Origin of the sequence: Escherichia coli DSM 30083 = JCM 1649 = ATCC 11775 (genome assembly GCF_003697165.2) — a bacterium.
Taxonomy (GTDB): domain Bacteria; phylum Pseudomonadota; class Gammaproteobacteria; order Enterobacterales; family Enterobacteriaceae; genus Escherichia; species Escherichia coli.
On sequence record NZ_CP033092.2, the window covers coordinates 3070203 to 3090309 of the forward strand.

The 20107-nt window shown below is 52.2% G+C and carries 15 protein-coding genes; 1 reads left to right on the top strand and 14 read right to left on the bottom strand.

Annotation, left to right across the window (positions count from 1 at the left end; all coding sequences use genetic code 11):
- Window positions 1–40: 40 nt before the first annotated feature.
- The 7 genes from gloC to cmoM all read right to left on the bottom strand — a co-directional run bounded on the left by gloC (window position 41) and on the right by cmoM (window position 10801).
- The gene (gloC, locus tag EAS44_RS16230; protein WP_001109453.1) at window positions 41–688 is read right to left on the bottom strand and encodes a hydroxyacylglutathione hydrolase GloC; all 648 of its coding nucleotides are present in this window, start codon (window positions 686–688) and stop codon (window positions 41–43) included.
- Between the two features lie 26 nt (window positions 689–714).
- The gene (gene mepK / locus EAS44_RS16235; RefSeq protein ID WP_001295932.1) at window positions 715–1263 is read right to left on the bottom strand and encodes a YcbK family protein; all 549 of its coding nucleotides are present in this window, start codon (window positions 1261–1263) and stop codon (window positions 715–717) included.
- Between the two features lie 180 nt (window positions 1264–1443).
- On the bottom strand, window positions 1444–3291 hold the full coding sequence (ldtD, locus tag EAS44_RS16240) for a L,D-transpeptidase (RefSeq protein WP_000926021.1): 1848 nt from the start codon (window positions 3289–3291) through the stop codon (window positions 1444–1446).
- A 260-nt stretch (window positions 3292–3551) separates the two neighbouring features.
- A complete protein-coding gene (gene mukB / locus EAS44_RS16245; RefSeq protein WP_000572616.1) occupies window positions 3552–8012 on the bottom strand; it encodes a chromosome partition protein MukB in 4461 nt (1486 codons plus the stop codon).
- Window positions 8012–8716, bottom strand: coding sequence for a chromosome partition protein MukE (gene mukE, locus EAS44_RS16250; protein ID WP_001514131.1), 705 nt, complete (start codon window positions 8714–8716; stop codon window positions 8012–8014). The genes mukB and mukE overlap by 1 nt, the downstream gene beginning before the upstream one ends.
- A complete protein-coding gene (gene mukF, locus EAS44_RS16255) occupies window positions 8697–10019 on the bottom strand; it encodes a chromosome partition protein MukF (RefSeq protein WP_001288856.1) in 1323 nt (440 codons plus the stop codon). The genes mukE and mukF overlap by 20 nt, the downstream gene beginning before the upstream one ends.
- A complete protein-coding gene (gene cmoM / locus EAS44_RS16260; RefSeq protein WP_001331920.1) occupies window positions 10016–10801 on the bottom strand; it encodes a tRNA uridine 5-oxyacetic acid(34) methyltransferase CmoM in 786 nt (261 codons plus the stop codon). Before cmoM ends, mukF begins: the two co-directional genes overlap by 4 nt.
- Before the next feature lie 135 nt (window positions 10802–10936).
- On the opposite strand from cmoM, the gene elyC reads away from it, so the two are divergent.
- Window positions 10937–11716: an envelope biogenesis factor ElyC gene (gene elyC, locus EAS44_RS16265; protein WP_025855911.1), complete on the top strand. Its 780-nt coding sequence runs from the start codon at window positions 10937–10939 to the stop codon at window positions 11714–11716.
- Here the strand turns inward: elyC and ycbJ are convergent.
- The 7 genes from ycbJ to ycaI all read right to left on the bottom strand — a co-directional run bounded on the left by ycbJ (window position 11693) and on the right by ycaI (window position 20018).
- Complete coding sequence (gene ycbJ, locus EAS44_RS16270) at window positions 11693–12586, bottom strand: YcbJ family phosphotransferase (RefSeq protein ID WP_000436900.1); 894 nt, start codon at window positions 12584–12586, stop codon at window positions 11693–11695. The genes elyC and ycbJ overlap by 24 nt on opposite strands.
- A gap of 153 nt (window positions 12587–12739) precedes the next feature.
- On the bottom strand, window positions 12740–13486 hold the full coding sequence (gene kdsB, locus EAS44_RS16275) for a 3-deoxy-manno-octulosonate cytidylyltransferase (RefSeq protein ID WP_000011611.1): 747 nt from the start codon (window positions 13484–13486) through the stop codon (window positions 12740–12742).
- Window positions 13483–13665: a protein YcaR gene (ycaR, locus tag EAS44_RS16280; protein WP_000350058.1), complete on the bottom strand. Its 183-nt coding sequence runs from the start codon at window positions 13663–13665 to the stop codon at window positions 13483–13485. The genes kdsB and ycaR overlap by 4 nt, the downstream gene beginning before the upstream one ends.
- A 51-nt stretch (window positions 13666–13716) precedes the next feature.
- Window positions 13717–14949 (bottom strand): crosslink repair DNA glycosylase YcaQ, encoded by a 1233-nt coding sequence (gene ycaQ / locus EAS44_RS16285; protein WP_000056555.1) that lies wholly within the window; start codon window positions 14947–14949, stop codon window positions 13717–13719.
- 36 nt (window positions 14950–14985) lie between these two features.
- Entirely contained in the window at window positions 14986–15972 is a 987-nt protein-coding gene (gene lpxK / locus EAS44_RS16290; protein ID WP_000570549.1) for a tetraacyldisaccharide 4'-kinase, read from the bottom strand.
- A complete protein-coding gene (gene msbA / locus EAS44_RS16295; protein ID WP_000551259.1) occupies window positions 15969–17717 on the bottom strand; it encodes a lipid A ABC transporter ATP-binding protein/permease MsbA in 1749 nt (582 codons plus the stop codon). The genes lpxK and msbA overlap by 4 nt, the downstream gene beginning before the upstream one ends.
- Window positions 17718–17753: 36 nt before the next feature.
- Entirely contained in the window at window positions 17754–20018 is a 2265-nt protein-coding gene (ycaI, locus tag EAS44_RS16300) for a ComEC family protein (protein WP_000705727.1), read from the bottom strand.
- Window positions 20019–20107: the final 89 nt, after the last annotated feature.

Sequence of the window (20107 nt, forward strand, 5' to 3'; positions counted from 1 at the left end):
ACAATGAAGCCCGCTTGAAAGCGGGCTTTTTTATGCACCTTTACCAGACGGGCATTTCGTCTTGCAGGAAGGGATTATGCAGGCGCTCATAACCAAGTGTGGATAATGGTCCGTGACCCGGAATAAATGTCACGTCATCCCCCAGTGGCAGCAATTTATCTTTGATTGAAGAAATCAGTTGATTATGATCGCCACGCGGGAAGTCACTGCGCCCTACTCCACCTTTGAAAATAACGTCGCCAGAAATCAGCAGCTTTGCCCGATCATCAAAAAACACGACATGACCCGGCGTATGCCCAGGGCAATGTAACACCTGTAAAGTCACATTCCCTATGCTGATGGTATCGCCTTCGTTCAGCCAACGATCTGGCGTCAGCGGCTGGCACTCTTCCAGACCAAACATACGACTTTGCGCAGGCAAGCCTTGCAGCCAGAACTCATCTTCTTTTTCCGGGCCAAAAACCGGCACGCCGTAATGTTGCGCCAGTTCCGCCGCTGCGCCAACGTGGTCCAGATGACCATGAGTCAGCAGGATCTGCATCAGTGTCAGGCCGCTGGCATCAACTTCCTGTTTGATTTTTTCCGCATCGCCGCCAGGATCGACCAGTGCGGCCAGACGGGTTTGTTCACACCAGATCAATGAACAGTTCTGGGAGAATGCGGTGACCGGAATAATACGATAGTTCATACTGCCCCTGTTTCGTTAAGCGATTACTACCAGTGCCGTGCTGGCCCGGTATCAATATGCACAAAGTTACTACGTGGGTAATATCCTACACCACCTGCGCGCATAGATAACGCGGCTTTGCGAATATTGCTTAACGCGATACCTTCAATGTGGAAATCCATCGCCTGGCCTTTAGTGTGATAGCTTTTCTTCGCTACTCCACGGCTGCGGGCGCGTAGTTCATTGTTGGTATCAATGGAACGATAACCGGAAATGAGTTGCACCGGTTTGCGGGTGCCTAACAACCCTTGCAGGCGATACAACTGGTCGAATAATCCTGGGTCGATGGACTTTATTTTGTTCGCGCGGTAATCGCGGAAAAAATGGTTAAGTTTTGCCAATTCTTCCTGAATATAGCCTCTGCCATCGAAAAACTCCGCTTTGATTGACTCTCCGGTATGAAGATTATTGAGTGTCAAAATGCGCGGGCGTGGGGTAGAGAGTGTTGCAAACGCCGGGGTCGGCAGGATGGCGGCACCGAGTGCAACGCCACCAAGCGCCAGCAGTTTGCGGCGATTAGCGTCGAATTTGTCCATGATAATCAAGTCTACAGGTCAATGTTATCGTTTATATGCACTTCTGGCGCACAAGAGGCACCTTAACCGCCCGTAAAGCAGACGTCAAGATGACTCAACCCCAGCAGTGACGGGGGCTGCAGAGAATCGCCCCCGATCATGCTAATTATTACGACAACTGATTTCCCCGAACTGCTTCATTTACCTGATTAATTGTTCCGCTTTCGATACGATTTGCGAGCTGGATCGCGCAGGCAGATCATAATTGTAAATATCTGTACGATACTGGGTACGACCATCTGCACCAACAAAGGCCGTCAGATAGTAGAGATTCACCGGAATCGACTGCCGAATATTGACGTAACGCGTATCGCCCTGCTTCAGCGCATCAGAAATACGTTTGTCATTCCAGCCTGCATCCTGCAACAGCATATTCGCCAGATCGGAAGCTTTATTCACTCGTACACAGCCTGAGCTCAATGCGCGTGTATCACGCTTGAACAGATTGTGGTTCGGCGTGTCATGCAAATAAATGGCCTCTGAACTCGGCATATTGAATTTATAGCGCCCCAGCGAGTTCCGTGGGCCTGGAGCCTGCTGGAAGCGGAACGGTAAATTCGAGGCCGTGATTGTAGACCAGTCAACCTGCCATGGGTCAATCGCTTCTCTGCTGTTCCAGCCGCGCATCACCGTATAGCCATGGCTTTCGAGATACCCAGGATCATTGCGCACTTTCGGCAGAATATCTTTGCGTGCCAGAGTTGGTGGGACGTTCCACGGCGGGTTTACCACCACGTTGTTAAGGGCACTGCTCATCATCGGCGTTTTGCGATCGGGGCGACCGACAATGACTCGCGAATCCAGCACCTGATTGCCGTTCTGATAGTAGACCAGCGAATAGGCTGGAATGTTAACCATGATCCCGGTAGAAAGCTCTGTTGGCAGCAAGCGCAATCGCTGGATGTTGAGTGCCAACACGCCAGCACGCTGGGCGGGCGTTACGTTTAACCAGTCACGCGTTGCCGGGCCAATAGCACCATCTGCTCCCAATCCTTGCCATGCCTGAAAACGTTTAACGGCTTCCACCAGTTCATTATCGTAGGCGGCGCGAACGGCAGGCGCAGGTTTACTACGAGACGTAGTTTGTTTGTCCATCAGCTTAGTTTCTGCTGTTTCAACAGTAACAGCGGATGGGCTGACTACCGCGTCAGTTGGCGTGTCATCGCCAGGTAGCGTAATTTTCGGTCCCCCGTCCAACATGCCTGTACGTTGCAATATTTCGCGCAACGCCGGTACGTCGTTACTCCACTGTCCTGGGCGCAACGTTGCTTTACCGGTCAGTTGAGGCCACGGTTTGGTGTCACTGAGTAAGGCCAGTAACGATTCATGCATCGCCGCATATTGCGGATGCTGCGGTGCCAGTCCTGCAACAAACGTAGGCAATTGACCTTGATCCAGCGCCAGCTGCCATTGGTTAATCACCGAAAGCGGCGGCGTTGAAAGCGCATAAGGTTTACTGCTATATAGCCAGCGAGTGCCTTTGACCGGAATATTTGCAATGAAATGGAGATAGCCCATCATCGCATCAGAGAGCACCACGTCGCGTGTCATCCCGTTAACACCAGGATCGGTCAGTAACTCTACCCATTTATTAAACTGCGGCTGGAAACCGGCAATCGCCACCTCTGCCAGCTGTTGCTGGAAGGCTTTAACAGCATCACGGTTTTCCCACATGGGTTGCATATCGCGTGCGGCATACAACAATTGAAGCTGGTTAAGATAAACCGGCTTATAACCTGCGGGTAATTGAGATTCGATTTGCGTGCGGGCTTTTTCAGCCGCACCTTCAGGCAATGGCTGGATCCCCGCCATTATTGCCGTGGCTTGCGCCTGCGGCAGTGCCTCGCCCTGTTCACTGACAGCCACCGGGCTGTCGCCAGGGATTACTTCAGGCTCATCGGCCTGCGCATTGAACAGTGGAGCGAATGTTACGGCCAGGCACAAACTGATTGCCGACAGCCGACGACCACACATCATATTAAGCAACATCCCTTGCCCCCTGTTTTTATCATACTCTGAATAGCCAGGCTGTTATTTTACGACTTGCCTGTACAACGCCAATACTCACGAAAGTATGACGAGCAAGCCTGTTACTCATCAGGCTTATCTTCAGTATATAAACGCCGATACGTTTTTACATAACCTAATGTAAAGAAGTTTAAAGAAAAGCGCGCCGTAATGTGCCACTTTTTTAGTGCAGAAACGGAGTTTTCGGAAAAAGAAAAGGCGGCATTGCTGCCGCCTTAATTTTAACTCGCCTGAGAAGGCGCTTCGTCACTTCCTGGAAGCGTTTCAGGAAGTTGCGGCGCAAATCCTCGCAGGCCGACGACGTGAACGTGTTCGGTATTCTGGAAGACTTTACGCACCAGTTTATAGGTGGTGCCTTTCTCCGGGCTGATATTTTCCGGCGCTGCGATAATGAGCTGCATTTGCAAACGTTCACACAATTCAAACAGCGTGGCGATGGAACGGGCGTCCAGTCGCGCTGCTTCATCGAGGAACAGCAGGCGGCAAGGAGAGATATCTTTACCGCGCAGGCGGCGAGATTCATCTTCCCAGCTTTGTACCACCATCACCAGAATCGACATACCGGTACCAATCGCCTCACCGGTCGACAATGCACCAGACTCTGCACGCAACCAGCCATCGGAACCACGGTTAACCTCAACTTCCATTTCCAGATAGTTGCGGTAATCCAGCAGTTCTTCACCGATGGTCTGCGGCGTGCGCTGCCCCATATCAATCTGCGGGTTAAGACGTTGATACAGTTTCGCCAGCGCTTCTGAGAAGGTCAGGCGGTTGCTGTTAAACAGATCCTGATGCTGCTCGTGCTGTTCAGAGAGCACATCCAGCAGCATGGCGTGCGTTTCACGTACGTTCACGTTCAGACGTACGCTGTTCACCTGGCCAAACGATACGTTCTGCAACCCCTGGTTGAGCATACGGATACGGTTCTGCTCGCGCTGAATGGTTTTGCGAATGATGTTCGCCACGCTGCGGGAACTGATCGCCAGTTTCTGTTCACGGGAGGTTAATTCTTCGGTCAGACGGCTAAGCTCGATCTCCATCTGTTCGATAGCTTCCACCGGATCATCGGTACGAATAATATCCTGACGAATACGTTCACGCAGATGCTGATAAACCGCCACGAAGAACTGAATTTTACGTTCCGGACGTTTTGGATCTTCCGACATCCGCAGCACGTCGCGCAGATGTTCGTTATCTGCCACCGCCAGACGCAGCGCACCTAACGCCTTATCCGACATGGAACGCAAATCATCAGCGGAGAGATAAGCCAGCTCACGACGGTGTAAGCGACGCTCAACGCCATTATCTTTCACCATGCGCATCACCGCACACCAGCCCGCTTTGGCGGTCACTACCTGCTCGCGCATCTCAAAGTAATCCCGCTCCAGCTTGCGCAGTTTACGGGTCAGGTTGTCCATCTCCGCTTCGCAGAATGTAAGCGCTTTTTCCAGTTGATTGCGTCGTGAACGGTTATTGCTCAGTTGCGCGTGCAACTCGTCACGGCGAATACGTGCCCGCTCTTCTGCCCCGCTATCAGCACGCACGCCGATATCCTGCAATTCACGTTGCAGATCGTTAAGTAGCTCTTTTTTGGTGTCATACGAACTTTTCAGCGAAGCCAGCACCTGGTTGTACTGATTCAACTGCGCTGCGTGTCCGCGCAACGCTTCACGAGCGCGGGTACGCTCCGCTTCCGCCTGTTCCAGACGTTCACGCAGTTTTTCGTTGAGATCGCTGTTACCGCTAAGCATTTCTGCCGAGTCAGAGTAGCTAAAGTGCGCACGACGCTGCACCACTTCCGTCAGGGCAAACGCCTGCTGACGGGCATCGCGCTGCATCTGCTGAGAGTACGCGTAATCTTCTTTTAACTGTTCGAACTGTTCCGGGTCGCTCTGCAATACCGAAACGATCGGTTCCAGTTTCGCCAGTTGATTGCCAAACTGCTGAACAAAACGCGCGGCTTCCTGGGCTTCATCCAGACGTTCGCGGATTTCATCGACGCGATCCGCCAGGCTGTCATCAGCCAACAGGTTGAGACGCGGCAGAATGCGGTTCAGCGCCGTAACGCCCTCTTTCGCCTGCTCAAACTGAATACGCTGCTGCTGGTTATCATTTTCATGATTACTCAACGCCCGTTCCAGTTCGACGCGACGGCTGTTCAGTTGACGGATTTCTGCTTCCGGGTCAGACTCAAACGCCACCGCCAGATGACTGCCGATAAAGCGGCTGAACGCCTGATGCAGACGCTGGGTTTTCTGTACATCAAAGGAGAGCGTGGCGAAGCGTTCGGAAAGCACTTCCCGCTCGGCATGGAGGCTTTCAATACGGCTTTCACGCGCAGCACGACCAAACAGCGGCACTTCCGGGAAACGTGAATAACGCCACTGACGATCGGCGATTTTCACCACCACCGCTTTTTCCAGCTCATCAACGCTGAACACGCTGTCATCGAATGACTGCGGATCCCCTTCGATCAGATAGAGATCTTCCGGGCAATCGGTCAAGCCTTCCAGGTGTTCGGTTACCTGTGACAGATCTGGCACCACGATGGCGTGGCGTGACGGGCCATACAGCGCTGAGAAGTACGGCGCATCTTCCAGGCTAACGTCGTCATAAATTTCTGACAGCAGCACACCACCAAAACGCTCCGCCAGCGCGTTCAGACGCTGATCTTCAGAACCACCTGGCTGGCTTAAACGTTCGATCTCTTCATCGACGGCGTTTTTGCGCGCGCCTACTTCATCGCGTTCAACAATTGCCTCGCGCTCACGCTCCAGCAACTGTTGCAGAAATTCGGTGACATCCTGGCTGGAGGTGAACTCTTCGCCGCACTGTTCGCTCAACTGGTTGAGACTGTTTTGCGCTGCCAGCCAAACCGGCGCACGCTGCATCAAACTCTGAATGCGAGACTGCAGCTGTTCCTGCTCCTGGCGCAGTGCCATCCGCTCTTCTCGGGCGTTAGAGACGCTATCGGAAAGAGAGGCAATGCGTGCTTCCAGCTCCTGATGCAGAGCTTCCAGTTCATCAATATCAAAATTCTTGCCCTGACGTTTGCAGAAATCTGCCAGCAGACGCTCAGCTTCTTGCTGCTCACGCAGACGCTGTTCCAGTTCGCTTAAGCGCATCCGCAACGGCTGAACCTGCTCTGCCAGGTGACGCTGATCGACCCCTTCGCGCAATAGTTCGCGAGCGACATCCCACGCCTCGTTACGCGCCAGCGGGCCGTTGATTGCCACCACCAGCTGATAAGCCTGCTCAAACTGGCTGTGCGCGGTTTGCGCCATGCTCATTTTCTGCTCAAGAGAGAGCATTTTTTCGGTCGCTTCCAGCTCTTTCGCCTGGAAGGTTTCCAGCCATTCGGCAGCGCTGTCGGCGGTTAAGTCCGGCAGATGGCACAGTTCTTTGGCACGATTAAGCGCAGCAATCGCCTGGTTATACTGGATCGCGCGCGTTTGCTGGACGTCCAGCGCCTGCTGGTAGTCAGCAAGCTGGCTTTTCAGCTCGTCCACTTCCAGTTCGGCAGCTTCCGCACGAGCCTCGTTCTCTTCCTGGCGTTCGATGGCTTCTGCCACCACTTCGTTTTGCTCTTCCAGACGGATCTGCAGCTCATCGAGATCCGCTTCGTAGCGTTCGATCTTCTCCTGCTGACGCAGTGCGGTTTGCACCAGGTTCAGGTGATCGCTGGCCGCCTGATAATCCGCTTCCAGATCGCCTTCGGCACCGTTGTGCTCAGCCAGCTCTCGCGCCATGTCGACGTGTTTGTACTGCTCAGCCGCCAGTTGCTTACGCGAAGTATGTAGCTCGCGACGAAACTCCAGGGCCTTATCGAGATGAACACGGCGCTCGTTGGCGTGACGCATGTAGTCCGCCGCCACGTAGTTGGTGGCTTCGCTGATCAGATGCTTAAACAGGTCACGGTCCGACTGGGTGACACGAATCGCTTCCAGCGTCATGCGGTTTTCACGCAGCGCCGCTTCCATGTCCTGGAACGCTTTCCGCACCCCGCTGTTTTCCGGCAACAGGTAGTCGCGCAGAGAACGAGTAATGGCGCTGGAGATCCCGCCATACAGCGAGGCTTCGATCAGACGATAGAATTTACTACGGTCAGACGCTGAGCGCAGACGACGCGCGATGATGCCCAGATCGAACATCAGCGAGTGGTAATCGGTAATGGAGTTGAACTGCTTAAACTGCACGCCTTCCATCGCCTCGAGCTTGTCTTTCAGCTCATTAAGCGGCAGCACGCGCGCCTGGCGTTCGTTCAGAGTTTCGGTCACCAGTTGTGTCGGCTGCACCGACATCGGCAGGCCCTGAATGGCAAATGGTTTGATATCCACTTTACGATCGCGTCCGGCAACCTGTTGCAGGCGCACACCGACCACTACGCGCTGGTGGTGCGAGTTAATGGTGTCGAGCATCGAATAACAGACACCCGCTTTCAGCTTACCGTGCAGACCTTTATCGCGCGAACCGCTGGTGGCCCCGGCTTCCGTAGTGTTACGGAAATGCAGCAGGGTCAGGTCGGGGATAAGCGCCGTAACGAACGCCGCCATGGTGGTGGATTTACCCGCCCCGTTACCGCCAGAAAGCGTCGTGACCAGCTCGTCAAGGTCAAAAGTTCGGGCAAAAAAGCCGTTCCAGTTAATCAGCGTCAGTGAGCGAAATTTACCGCGTTCAATCATTATTCTTCCTCTCCGCTATCTGGCTGACTCTCTTCGGTTTCATCGTTGAGTTGCAGATGATTTTCAATCGGCATTGCTTCACCATCACGAATCAGGCGACGCTGTGCTTCACGGGGATCGTCGCCAGCACGCACATCGGCGCCGAAGCGGAACACCGATTCGGTAATGCGGAACTTGCTGCTGTCGTGGCCCATAAACCACACCATGCCTAAACGACGCAGACGGTTGAGCGAAGAACGTACTTTTTCCTGCAACTTCTGACGGTCAACGTCTGAACCGGTTGAACGGTTGTTCACCAGTTTCAGCAGTTTCGCTTCATCGGCCAGGGTGAGCAGTTCGTCGTACAGTTCCTGTTGAGTAAAAATCCCCTCATTCGCCAGCCGTTCCGGGCTGAGATAGAGATAACAGAGGATTTTCCCGACCATCATATCCAGTTCCGACAAGACGGAACGAGGGATCAGCGTGGTGGAACGTGGGCGTAGATAGAAGAACCCTTCCGGTGCGCGAATAAGCTCAACGTTATAACGCGCGTAAAACTCTTCCAGATATTCCTGAAAATCCATCAGGAATGCATGATTATCCAGTTCGTCGAGGCCAATATGACAGCCTGAACGTAAGGCGCTATCCAGCGCCGGAAATAACGGATTCGCCAGCGCCTGCGCCAGCTTAACCGGCATCACTTGTTCAATATTTGTCGATGACATGCGCCTGTACCTTGGCTCCGTAATCATTAATCGGCTGCCATTTCGCTGGCAGTCCGGTGAAATCTGCTTGCGCTACGCCAAGACGTACCGCCTGATCAATAACAATGCGCGCAACGTCAAAGTGACGTGCACGCGGATACTGTGACAGATATTCGCGTACCACCAGACCAAGATCCAGCGGCACTTGTCTGGTTTTGTACACGGCAAGTTGTTCTTCGATGATCGCCGCCAGCTGTTCGCGGATCTCGTTAAACTCTTCGTACTCCAGATCCTCAGGAAGTTCCCCAGTCACTTCTTCATCGCGCAGTACCATCTCTTCGTCACGCATATCCAGCAGACGATCGGCATTGGCATAAGTTAGCGCCCACGGCTCATCAAAATAGGTTTGTACCGACTGACGTAACCGCTGAGCAAAGACGCGGTTTTTATCCATATCGATCGCAGTACGAATAAATTTGTGTACGTGGCGGTCGTAGCCAATCCACAAGTCGATGGATTGCTGGCCCCAACTGATAATACGGTCGAGTTTGCTCTGAAGATCGAACACCAGACGATCGACAAAATGCAGGTCGTCATGGGTCATCGTCGCATCCTGAATGCGTAACAGGTTGGCCTGCAATTTATCGCCTGCCGCTTCCAGCGTATCCTGCAATTCACGCAGCGTTCCGGAAGTTTCTGAAAGCAACAATTCACAGCTGGAAATCGCCGCCCGCCAGTCTTTGTTCAACAACTGGGCGATATCATCCTTCACCTGCTGCTGCTGTTCATCCATCAGACGTTGCGTCAGGTCGATACTGTCGAAAATTTCTGCTACCGAATATTTCAGTGGCGCATAAACATTACGGTGCCAGTGAAATTCATCACCGCCCTCTTCGGCGGCATCTGCTGCGCGCTTGAGCTCACCCGCCACAATCGACAATTGCATAGAAAGGCGCAGCGTAGAAAACTCGCGCTGACGAATGTAATAGTCAGTGATGCCGATGCCGAGCGGCGTCAGACGGTAAATTGCGTTCCCTTCCGCCTGCTCGCTGGTAAAGCGGTTCAGCAGACGTTGACGCACCATGTCGTTGATCGCGTTGTTGGCGCGCACGCCGATGGTTTCGCTGGTTTGCTCAAACGCATCACTCACATGGCGGAATGCATCCACCAGCTCGCCTTCACTCATCTCACCATCCAGACGCTCGCCGTTCAGCGTGGCAACCGCCAGCAGAAAAGAGAGTCGGTCTACCGGCAGCGAGATGGAGAAGTCATTTTTTCTGGCCCAGGCAACCAGTTCGGGGACTGTCTGGGAAAATTCACTCATACTTTATCCTTGCTCTGCGGTTTGCGCGCGGTGACATGAATATAACGCCCCAGGGTAATATACGGTTCCTGACGGCAATAACGCGTTTCTAATTCAAGTAATGCTTCATAGCAGTCGCGCTGCTGGTGCTTCTCGCGCAGATAATCATGAAACACGCGAACGCCTGTCTTACCCATAATTTGCCAACCAGCTTCTTCCAGCCACAGATAAACCTGCGCCGGGTCGCGTGGATAATCTGGCGAAAGCGTCCGTTTTTTCTTTTTCGGCATTCCCGCCTGCACGTAATCAAAATTCCCGGCGACCATGTTATGCATCAACAAACCATGCGCATTGTAGAACATTAACGACAACACGCCGCCTGGACGCAACACTGACCACAGGGTCTGTAATACGCTGCGGGGATCGGCCACCCACTCGAGCACCGCATGGAACAATATCAGATCAACGGGCGTTTCCAAATGCGAAGCAACATCCTGAGCGGCGCAATGTATAAATTGCATGTTGTCGCTCACACCTTTTGCTTCTGCCGCCTGTTTTGCGCGGTCGATCATCTGCACAGAAAGATCGCATAAAATGACCTGATGCCCGCGCTCGGCCATTTTGATTGCGGTCTGCCCTTCTCCACCGCCAGCATCCAGCACACGCAGTTTTTGCGGGCCCATTTCCGCCAGCACGCGATCGAGATCCTGCCACAGAATAGCCTGTCGAAGCTGCCCTTTGGTGGTGCCGTAAATGTTACGGGAAAACTTTTCCGCAATATCATCAAAATTGCGATCCTGCATTGCTTTCTCCACCGGTTGGCTAAGACGTTTTCTGATAAAGACGCTATTTTGTCACAGCCACGGCGAGAATGAACCCGTCTGGTGTAATATCGCTGGCGATCCCTTGCTATATGGTCAAAAAAGGAACCAGAAAGGATGCTTTTTACACTGAAAAAAGTGATTGGCAATATGTTGCTGCCACTTCCGCTGATGTTGTTGATTATTGGCGCTGGCCTGGCGCTGCTGTGGTTTAGCCGTTTTCAAAAAACCGGGAAGATTTTTATTAGCATTGGGTGGCTGGCGCTCTTGTTATTGAGTTTGCAACCGGTAGCCGACCGCCTGCTGCGTCCCATCGAAAGCACCTATCCGACATGGAATAATTCGCAAAAAGTGGACTATATCGTGGTGCTCGGAGGTGGTTATACCTGGAACCCGCAGTGGGCACCAAGCTCGAATTTAATCAATAACAGTCTGCCCCGCCTGAATGAAGGTATTCGCTTATGGCGCGAAAATCCGGGATCAAAACTGATCTTCACGGGAGGCGTAGCAAAAACCAATACGGTGAGTACAGCCGAAGTAGGTGCAAGAGTTGCGCAATCGCTGGGCGTGCCGCGCGAGCAAATTATCACTCTGGATTTGCCAAAAGATACCGAAGAAGAAGCTGCGGCAGTGAAACAGGCAATTGGTGACGCCCCTTTCCTGCTGGTGACCTCCGCATCACATCTGCCGCGGGCGATAATCTTTTTTCAGCAGGAAGGGCTAAATCCGCTGCCAGCCCCGGCGAATCAGTTGGCCATCGACTCGCCGCTTAATCCGTGGGAACGGGCAATCCCTTCTCCGGTTTGGTTGATGCATAGCGATCGTGTTGGCTATGAAACGCTTGGCCGCATCTGGCAGTGGCTAAAAGGTTCGTCAGGCGAGCCACGGCAAGAGTGATTTTGATGCCAGATCGAAGTTACGCCGACTAAATCGTCCGGTGTTGACCAGTTGCGCAACTTCATCCCATAACACATACAACCAACGCCGCCAGATGAACGACTCCGCCACTGGCGCGCGTTGCAGATAACTCCAGAGCAAATCTTCCGCCAGAGAATTATCCATTAGTCGGAACAGTTCGTATTCTCGCGGTGCCCAAAGCATTAGTCCCGGTCCGACCATCGCCAGTAACTGATCGCTGCGCGAATCTTTCAGCATGCTACGTAAACAGAAGTTACCGTGAATCAGTACACAATTGTCGTTAAAGCCTTCAAATAATGCCGGGAGACATTCGCGAGTGCGAAACAGGATCCGCTTATCCTGCATCGTTAGACCGGTGTTATTGAACTGATTGAGCGTGGTCCATAGCACTTCAACATGTTGCCGGTACCATGAGGGCCAGAAATTTTCCTGAGTATTGTCGACCGCGCCGACGCAACCACGACTGTCCTGACGGTGCCAGGCCAGTAAGGCTTCAACGATTTGATCTTTGAGTTGTTCCCAGCGTTCTGGTGTTCGGGCTGGTGCCTCCACCGAAACACCACGCATTCGCTCCAGTAGCAGGACATCGGGGCCGGGGTGTTCTTCATGCGTCATCACACCATAAATAGTCGGCATACGGACAGTCCCACTTCTTGCCAGCATGGTGGTTTTCCATGCCAGTTGTCGGGCTTTTCCGGGCGCACTAAAGCTTCTTGCCATTAACGGCATTGGGTTTCCCTGGCTGTCATACAAAGCCCACAACGCCGTATCCGCTTTTTCATTGACGCACTCAATACGACTGAGTTTTTCGCCCAGTAAATGGCTTAATTCGGCACGCAGCTGTTCCATTCAGATTACCCTCATAAAAGCTACTGCTTTCATAATGAGCGCCAATATAAAAGATGTCACCTGAATGAGATCAATTGTTGAAAAGAAAAATTGAGGAAAATCGTAACGGTACGACACTCCTCCCAAAATTGGCTGGAGTGTCGTGAAGTGAAATTAGCGCATTTCGGCGCGAACGCGCTTGAGATCTTCAGGGGTATCCACACCTGTGCCAGGAACTTCCTGGGCGACAGCAACGTGGATTTTTTCGCCGTACCACAGAACACGAAGCTGCTCTAACATTTCGATATGTTCTAACGGACTTGGCTGCCAGGTAACATAACGACGGATAAAGCCTGCTCGGTAGCCATAAATACCAAGATGACGCAGGAAGTTATCGCCTACGGTTTCAAGGTCTTTTGCAAAACGATCACGATCCCACGGAATGGTGGCGCGAGAGAAGTACAGTGCGTACCCTTCAGCGTCGAGAACCACTTTCACCGCATTCGGGTTAAACGCTTCTTCCGCATTGTGGATTGGCACCGCCAGAGTCGCCATACCCACCTGACGCTGAGCGAGGTTATCAGCAACCTGACGAATGATTGTCGCAGGGATCATCGGTTCATCACCCTGCACATTAACGATCACAGTGTCGTCGCTGAATGCGCATTTTTCGACAACTTCCGCCAATCGTTCTGTACCTGACTGATGATCGGCGCGCGTCATACATACTTCGCCGCCAGCGGCTTCAACAGCGCGGGCAACATCCTCATGATCGGTTGCCACGATGATGCGCTCGGCACCTGATTCGCGCGCGCGTTCAAGAACATGAACAATCATGGGTTTGCCGTTAATATCAACCAATGGTTTACCGGGCAGACGCGTGGACGCGTAACGCGCGGGAATAATGACCACAAAACTCATGATTTACTCTCATCAGCAGTCAGCACGCGGGCTTCCGTTTCCAGCAACACTGGAATGCCATCGCGCAGCGGGAAAGCCAGGTTGTCCAGTTTGCAAATAAGCTCTTGTTTTTCCTGGTTATACCAAAGTTTTCCGTTGCAAACCGGGCAGGCAATGATTTCAAGCAGACGATGATCCATAGTTCCTCCAGATGGATCGGGTTATGAATGCATAAATCTTATCATAATCATTTATGCGACGGGGTCTATTTCCCAGCCGGCGCGGCAATCAGTAAAGAGGCCTTGCGGGCAGCGTCCTAATGTCACCCGCGTTGCCTGCTGCCAGTTAGCGAAATCAGTAATCGCCTGACGTAACCCTTTTTGCAGCGTTGTCGTTGGTTTAATGCCTTCCTGTAACCACAGAGAGATAACTTCAAGGATGCCTGTCTGGCGATGCATTTTGGCATCCATTCGCCCAACTAATTGCCCACGATGTAATAACGGCAGAACAAAATATCCATACTGGCGTTTCGGCGCTGGGATATAGCACTCCAGCCGGTAGCTAAAATCAAAAAGCTGCTCCGCGCGTTTGCGATCCCAGACAACAGGATCAAAAGGCGAAAGTACCGCGCTGTGCGTTGCAGTGAGCTTTCCGGCGAGCGCACGCTCGAGTAGCGGCAGCAAATCAGCATGCAGCCAAAGATTGCCCAATTTTTCAACATGCACAGCAATGATTTGCTGCTGTTCAGCCCTCGCTTCACGCCACGCCGCCAGTGCCGGACGTTTTAGCCGGTAGTAATCTGCCAGCCACTGTTCGCGAAATATTCCCAGGCTACGCGCACTGTTATCCAGCATGATGATTTCTGCTTCTGCTTGCGAAACGAGATCGCGCTCATCATCCCAGTCAGGCATGACACGGTGAGTTAAATCATAAACGCGCTGGAAGTTGCGCCGTTCAATCACCATCACCTTTCCGGCAGTAAATAAACCTTCCAGATGTCGTTTATGCGGCTTCCACTCCCACCAGCCGCTCGCCCCTTTACGAGGATGCTCAAAATCGGCTGAACGTACCGGCCCCTTATCATGAATATGCTGAATTAACAGTGCAATTTCCGCCGCATGTTCCTGCATCCAGGCGTCTTTATATTTCCAGCCCATTTTTTCAGGTGCCAGCATGCGGTGGCGAATAAGACGAAAATCGCTACGCGGCATAAAGCAGGCTTCATGCGCCCAGTATTCCATTAATTCTCCACGCGCCAGAGACTCATCCAGCCACTGCGCAGGATAATCTCCCAGACGGCTGAAAAGCACCAGATATGGGCTACGGACAACAATATTGATGGTATCGATTTGCAGCAAGGACATGCGGGAGATCGTTGCCGGAATATCCTCCAACGACGCTCGACGGCGGGGTTTGTTTAACAGGCCTTGCGCGGCAAGGTGAAGATTACGCGCATCAGCAAGGGAGAGGTGCGGCAGCGACATTCATGACTCCATCAATCGAACGCTGCCGCGGCGTAACTAGTGGCCAGAAGCCAGCGAGGTTAGTTGCGCAAGCAGTTTCGCTGGTTCATCACCTGAAAGCTGTGCGTCTACAGGCAAATACCACCAATTTTCTTCTGCAAAGGCCCGGCATTTCACCGCATCTTTTTCAGTCATTACCAGCGTTTGTCCGGCGCTTACCAACGCGCTGACATCCGCATGATTCAAAGACTGATGATCGGCCAGCGGTACACATTTTTCCGGTTGTACGCCGCACATCTTCAGCGTGGCAAAAAAGCGCGGCGGATGCCCAATCCCCGCAATCGCCACCACATGTTCAAGCTGAGCAACGTCACAACGCGTACCGGTACGTAAATTCACCGCCTGACCCGGCAGCAGATGCATGGGGATTTCACCGCTGCGGGGGACACCGCCGTTGACGATTACCGCATCAACCGACTTTAAGCGCCCCGCTCGCTCACGCATTGGCCCCGCCGGCAACCACCAGCCATTGCCAAAGCGACGCACACCATCAATAACGACAATTTCCACATCACGCGCCAGACGATAATGCTGTAAACCATCGTCGGTTACGATGATCTGCACATCAGGGTGTTGCGCCAGAATGGCTTTTACCGCGTCAGAACGCACGGGAGAAACCGCAACAGGTGCGCCAGTGCGTTGATAAATCAACACAGGTTCATCACCCGCCTGTGCTGTGGTGGTATCTGCCGACAATAACAGCGGATAAGATTCAGCCTTACCACCATATCCCCGCGATACAACCCCCACGCGAATACCGCGCTGTTGCAGCTGTTCCACCAGCCAGACAACGACCGGGGTTTTTCCGTTGCCGCCTGCGGTGAGATTACCAACCACGACAACCGGTACGGGGGCACGCCAGGCGCGCTTCAGTTTTAGTTTATAGCAAAGACGGATCGCGCCACTCACCAGGCCATACAACCAGGAGAGTGGCAGCAATAGCCGCCATAAAGGGGATTCACCAGACCAGATTTTTTCGATCATTGGCCAAACTGCATTTTGTGAAGTTGCGCGTAAACGCCACGGTGCTCAAGCAAATCGTTATGCGTACCGCGTTCCACAATGACACCATCCTCGACAACCACGATTTCGTCTGCCTTTTCAATGGTAGACAAGCGGTGGGCAATCACCAGAGAGGTACGGTTTTTCTGCAACTCATCCAGTGCCGCCTGAATCGCACGTTCGGATTCGGTATCCAACGCCGAGGTAGCTTCGTCCAGAATCAGTATCGGGCTATCACGCAACAAGGCTCGAGCGATAGCAATACGCTGACGCTGACCGCCAGAGAGCAACACGCCGTTTTCACCAATGACTGTATCGAGACCGTTATCCATCTTATTGATGAAGTCCATGGCGTAGGCCATACGCGCAGCTTCTTCAATTTGCTCACGGCTGTACTGTTCAGTCCTTGCGTAAGCAATGTTGTTGGCAACCGTATCGTTAAACAGATGGACATTCTGCGACACCAGAGCAACCTGGTTACGTAACGACGCCAGGGTATACTCGCGCAGATCGTGACCATCCATCAGGATTTCGCCTTCATCAATATCGTAAAAACGTGTGATTAGGCTGGCGATGGTTGATTTACCTGAACCAGATCGTCCAACCAGAGCAACCGTCTTCCCTGCCGGAATTTTCAGGTTGATGTTACGCAATGCGGGCACATCACGTCCCGGATAAGTAAAGGTGACATTGCGAAACTCCACGTCGCCAGTCGCACGCTCGATCACGCGCTTACCTTCGTCTTTCTCCTGCTCACTGTCCAGAATGGTAAACAGCGTCTGACAAGCCGCCATACCGCGCTGGAACTGGGCGTTAACGTTGGTCAGCGATTTCAGCGGACGCATAAGTGCAATCATTGAAGAGAAAACAACGGTAATCGTACCGGCAGTCAGGCTATCCATGACACTTGGGAAGCTTGCCGCATACAGAACAAACGCCAGCGCCAAAGAGGCGATCAGCTGAATGATCGGATCAGAGATGGAAGAGGCTGAAACCATTTTCATCCCCTGAAGACGCATTCGGTTGCTGACTTTATCGAAGCGTTTCGTTTCCACTTCCTGACCACCGAAAATCAATACTTCTTTATGGCCTTTCAGCATTTGTTCGGCGCTGGTGGTCACCTGCCCCATGGTGTTCTGCATGTTTTTACTGATGTTGCGAAAACGCTTCGATACAACGCGAATCGCAATCGAAACAATCGGTGCCAGCACAATCAAAATGATCGACAGTTGCCAACTGTAATAGAACATCATGATGAACAGGCCGATGATCGACGCACCTTCACGCACAACAGTAATCAGTGCGCCGGAAGAAGAAGAAGCGACCTGTTCGGAATCGTAGGTGATACGTGACAACAGCGTACCCGTTGACTGTTTGTCAAAGAATGAAACCGGCATTCCCATCATGTGACCAAACAGGCGGCGACGCATAGTCATTACCACCTTTCCTGATACCCAGGAGATACAGTAGCTGGAGATATAGCTGGTGATACCACGTAAAATCATCAGCCCGATCACCACCAGCGGCATCCACATCAGCACGGAGCGATCTGTTTTACCAAAGCCATCATCAAGAAGTGGCTTAAGGAGCGATAACATGAAGGTATCGCTGGCTGCGTTGAGGATTAACGCTACGCCCGCCACGATCAGACCCGCTTTAAAAGGCGCAATGGTTGGCCACAGTCGGCGGAACGTCTGCCACGTAGAGAGATCTTTGTCGTTATGCATTCAAAAAACCAGCATTTGTTGAAATAGCCGCATATTCTACCCGTTATCCACTGGCACGCCAAACCACTGATGATACCAACGAGGTAAAATTTGCTCTCTGAGGCTGCTAATCCGCCAGCCTTGCGCTGAAAAATTGACCGTTATTTGACCCTGATGTGGAGTATCAAGCCACTTATAGCCCTGTTGTTGATAGCGATGTTTAACTTTGCTTGAGGGCAGTCGCCATGCGTTATAGCGCGATGCCGATGCGAGTGCCACTTTTCCATTCACTCGCTGAATTAATGGCAACGATGATGAGGTATTACTGCCATGGTGAGGTACCTGAAGTAATGTTGCCTGCATTTGCTGCCAGTAACGGCTTAGCATCTTTTGTTCAGCGGGGGCTTCAATATCACCGGTTAGAAGAATGCTATTCGTCCCGTCATCAATCTTAACCACACAGGAATGGTTATTTCCTTTATCGTTGCTACCTTGTAAAGGCCAGTGCGCGCTGAAACGCAATCCTTGCCATTGCCACGCTTCGCCACGCACACAGGGCTGATGATGTTCCCAGTTTAACGGACTTCGGATCCATAACATCGGCCATGTGTGCAATATTGAGTCCAGCCCTCCCCGGTGATCCAGATGTTCATGACTCAAAATAACGCCTTCCGGTTCAAGATTATGCCAGTGGAGCCAGGGGATAATCAGTTGTTGCCCACTATCCCCTTCGGGCCAGGCCAGTCCCGTGTCATAGAGAATCGCTTTGCCGTTTCGCGCAATGACCATTGCCAGCCCTTGCCCGACATCAAGCATGTACACTTGCCACTCGTCAGGTCGAGGTTTTTGCCACAGCGGCAAGCACATCAGCAAGCCTACAGCCACACACATTGCTGGCAACGTTCGCCAGGCGTTTAATCGCCATACCACCAGTAAGAACCATGGGGAAAATGTTAGCCATTGCCAACGTTCAGCAATGTTGATCCACCCTTCCGGCAAACTCTTTAACCCCCAGAAAAGTAAAGCCAAAGACCGGTCGGCAAGAAACCATAACCCTTGTTCCAGAATAAACGGCCCGCTTAAATGCACAACCATCGCGGCGAGAATCAACGGAACCGTGATAAATGTCACCAGGGGAATTGCAAAAAGATTTGCAATAAACGAGGTCAGACTAATGCCATGAAATATGACAATTTGCACGGGCATAAGCAGGAGGGTGATTCCCAGTTGCAGATGGATGAGGGAAACAACCGCGCGCAATACCGGCGGCAGCTGCCACTCCGGACAGGGAAACCACTGATACCAAAAAATCAGTGCCGCGACCGCAGCGGCAGATAGCCATAAACTTTGCGAGAGAATGGCAACAGGATCCATCAGCAAAATTGCCGCCAGACAACATATCCATACATCCCAGCCACTCCATTGTCGTCCACTTAACTTAAGCATTCCCCAAATGGCAAGCGCCACCACGGTACGCAATGCAGGAGGTTGCATTCCCGTAAGCCAGGCATAAAAAGCAGCACAGCAGATTCCACCAATTAATGGCATTTGCCAGTGGATCCAGCACCCAGGCAGAAAAACTTGCCCACCGCGAATGAGTCCTGCAGCCAGCAACGCCGCAAAAGCGATGTGCAATCCTGATATCGCCATTAAATGCGCCGTTCCAGTATCACGCATGATATTTTTGATTTCTTTGGGGACGGATAACCGTTCCCCTATACCTAATCCAAGAATAACCGCGTTCCACATATAGGGTTGCAGCGTTGTTTGTAGTGACGCCAGATACTGTGCACGCAGGCTACAATTCGGTTCAATGACACTTGCCTGCAGAAAACGGCCGGTGAGCGGTTGATGCTGGGCAATGGCATAACGCTGGCTATCAAAGCCGCCATCATTAAGTTGACCATGAACTGCACGAACTTTGAGTTTCATTGACCATACTTGTCCGGCACAAACCGCTTGCGGAAGATATTCGCCATACAGTACGAGGCCTGGCGCAGGGAATATACGTCGACCTTGTAGATGAGTAATTTGACCGTAATGAGTGGTCATGCCGTCAGTAGCAATGATCTCAACAATTGCATCCTGCGTCGCGCCAGTTAAGGTTTCTCCTGCCCACAAAATTTGCTTTGCTGCTAATATGCCCCAAACGAAAAACAGCAACGTCAGCGCGATATAACGGACGGTTTTAACAGGGATAAATGCCAGTACACAGGCGAAGAGAGTCAGAAACGCAAGGGTTACTGTCCCAGGCAATTGGGGCAAAATCAGCAACGGAAAAATTCCGCAAATTATGCATACGCCGACTGTCGTTATTTTCATGCACCCTCCCTGTTTATAGAAAGTGTGCAACTTTGTTGAACGGTTGTCTGGTGGGAGTTTTGCGTTCCCCGAGGCACGTTCAGAAGAAT

Bases quoted from the DNA above. Each gene is read 5' to 3' on its own strand.
- gloC (WP_001109453.1), bottom strand. From the start codon at position 688: ATGAACTATCGTATTATTCCGGTCACCGCATTCTCCCAGAACTGTTCA.
- mepK (WP_001295932.1), bottom strand. From the start codon at position 1,263: ATGGACAAATTCGACGCTAATCGCCGCAAACTGCTGGCGCTTGGTGGC.
- ldtD (WP_000926021.1), bottom strand. From the start codon at position 3,291: ATGTTGCTTAATATGATGTGTGGTCGTCGGCTGTCGGCAATCAGTTTG.
- mukB (WP_000572616.1), bottom strand. From the start codon at position 8,012: ATGATTGAACGCGGTAAATTTCGCTCACTGACGCTGATTAACTGGAAC.
- mukE (WP_001514131.1), bottom strand. From the start codon at position 8,716: ATGTCATCGACAAATATTGAACAAGTGATGCCGGTTAAGCTGGCGCAG.
- mukF (WP_001288856.1), bottom strand. From the start codon at position 10,019: ATGAGTGAATTTTCCCAGACAGTCCCCGAACTGGTTGCCTGGGCCAGA.
- cmoM (WP_001331920.1), bottom strand. From the start codon at position 10,801: ATGCAGGATCGCAATTTTGATGATATTGCGGAAAAGTTTTCCCGTAAC.
- elyC (WP_025855911.1), top strand. From the start codon at position 10,937: ATGCTTTTTACACTGAAAAAAGTGATTGGCAATATGTTGCTGCCACTT.
- ycbJ (WP_000436900.1), bottom strand. From the start codon at position 12,586: ATGGAACAGCTGCGTGCCGAATTAAGCCATTTACTGGGCGAAAAACTC.
- kdsB (WP_000011611.1), bottom strand. From the start codon at position 13,486: ATGAGTTTTGTGGTCATTATTCCCGCGCGTTACGCGTCCACGCGTCTG.
- ycaR (WP_000350058.1), bottom strand. From the start codon at position 13,665: ATGGATCATCGTCTGCTTGAAATCATTGCCTGCCCGGTTTGCAACGGA.
- ycaQ (WP_000056555.1), bottom strand. From the start codon at position 14,949: ATGTCGCTGCCGCACCTCTCCCTTGCTGATGCGCGTAATCTTCACCTT.
- lpxK (WP_000570549.1), bottom strand. From the start codon at position 15,972: ATGATCGAAAAAATCTGGTCTGGTGAATCCCCTTTATGGCGGCTATTG.
- msbA (WP_000551259.1), bottom strand. From the start codon at position 17,717: ATGCATAACGACAAAGATCTCTCTACGTGGCAGACGTTCCGCCGACTG.
- ycaI (WP_000705727.1), bottom strand. From the start codon at position 20,018: ATGAAAATAACGACAGTCGGCGTATGCATAATTTGCGGAATTTTTCCG.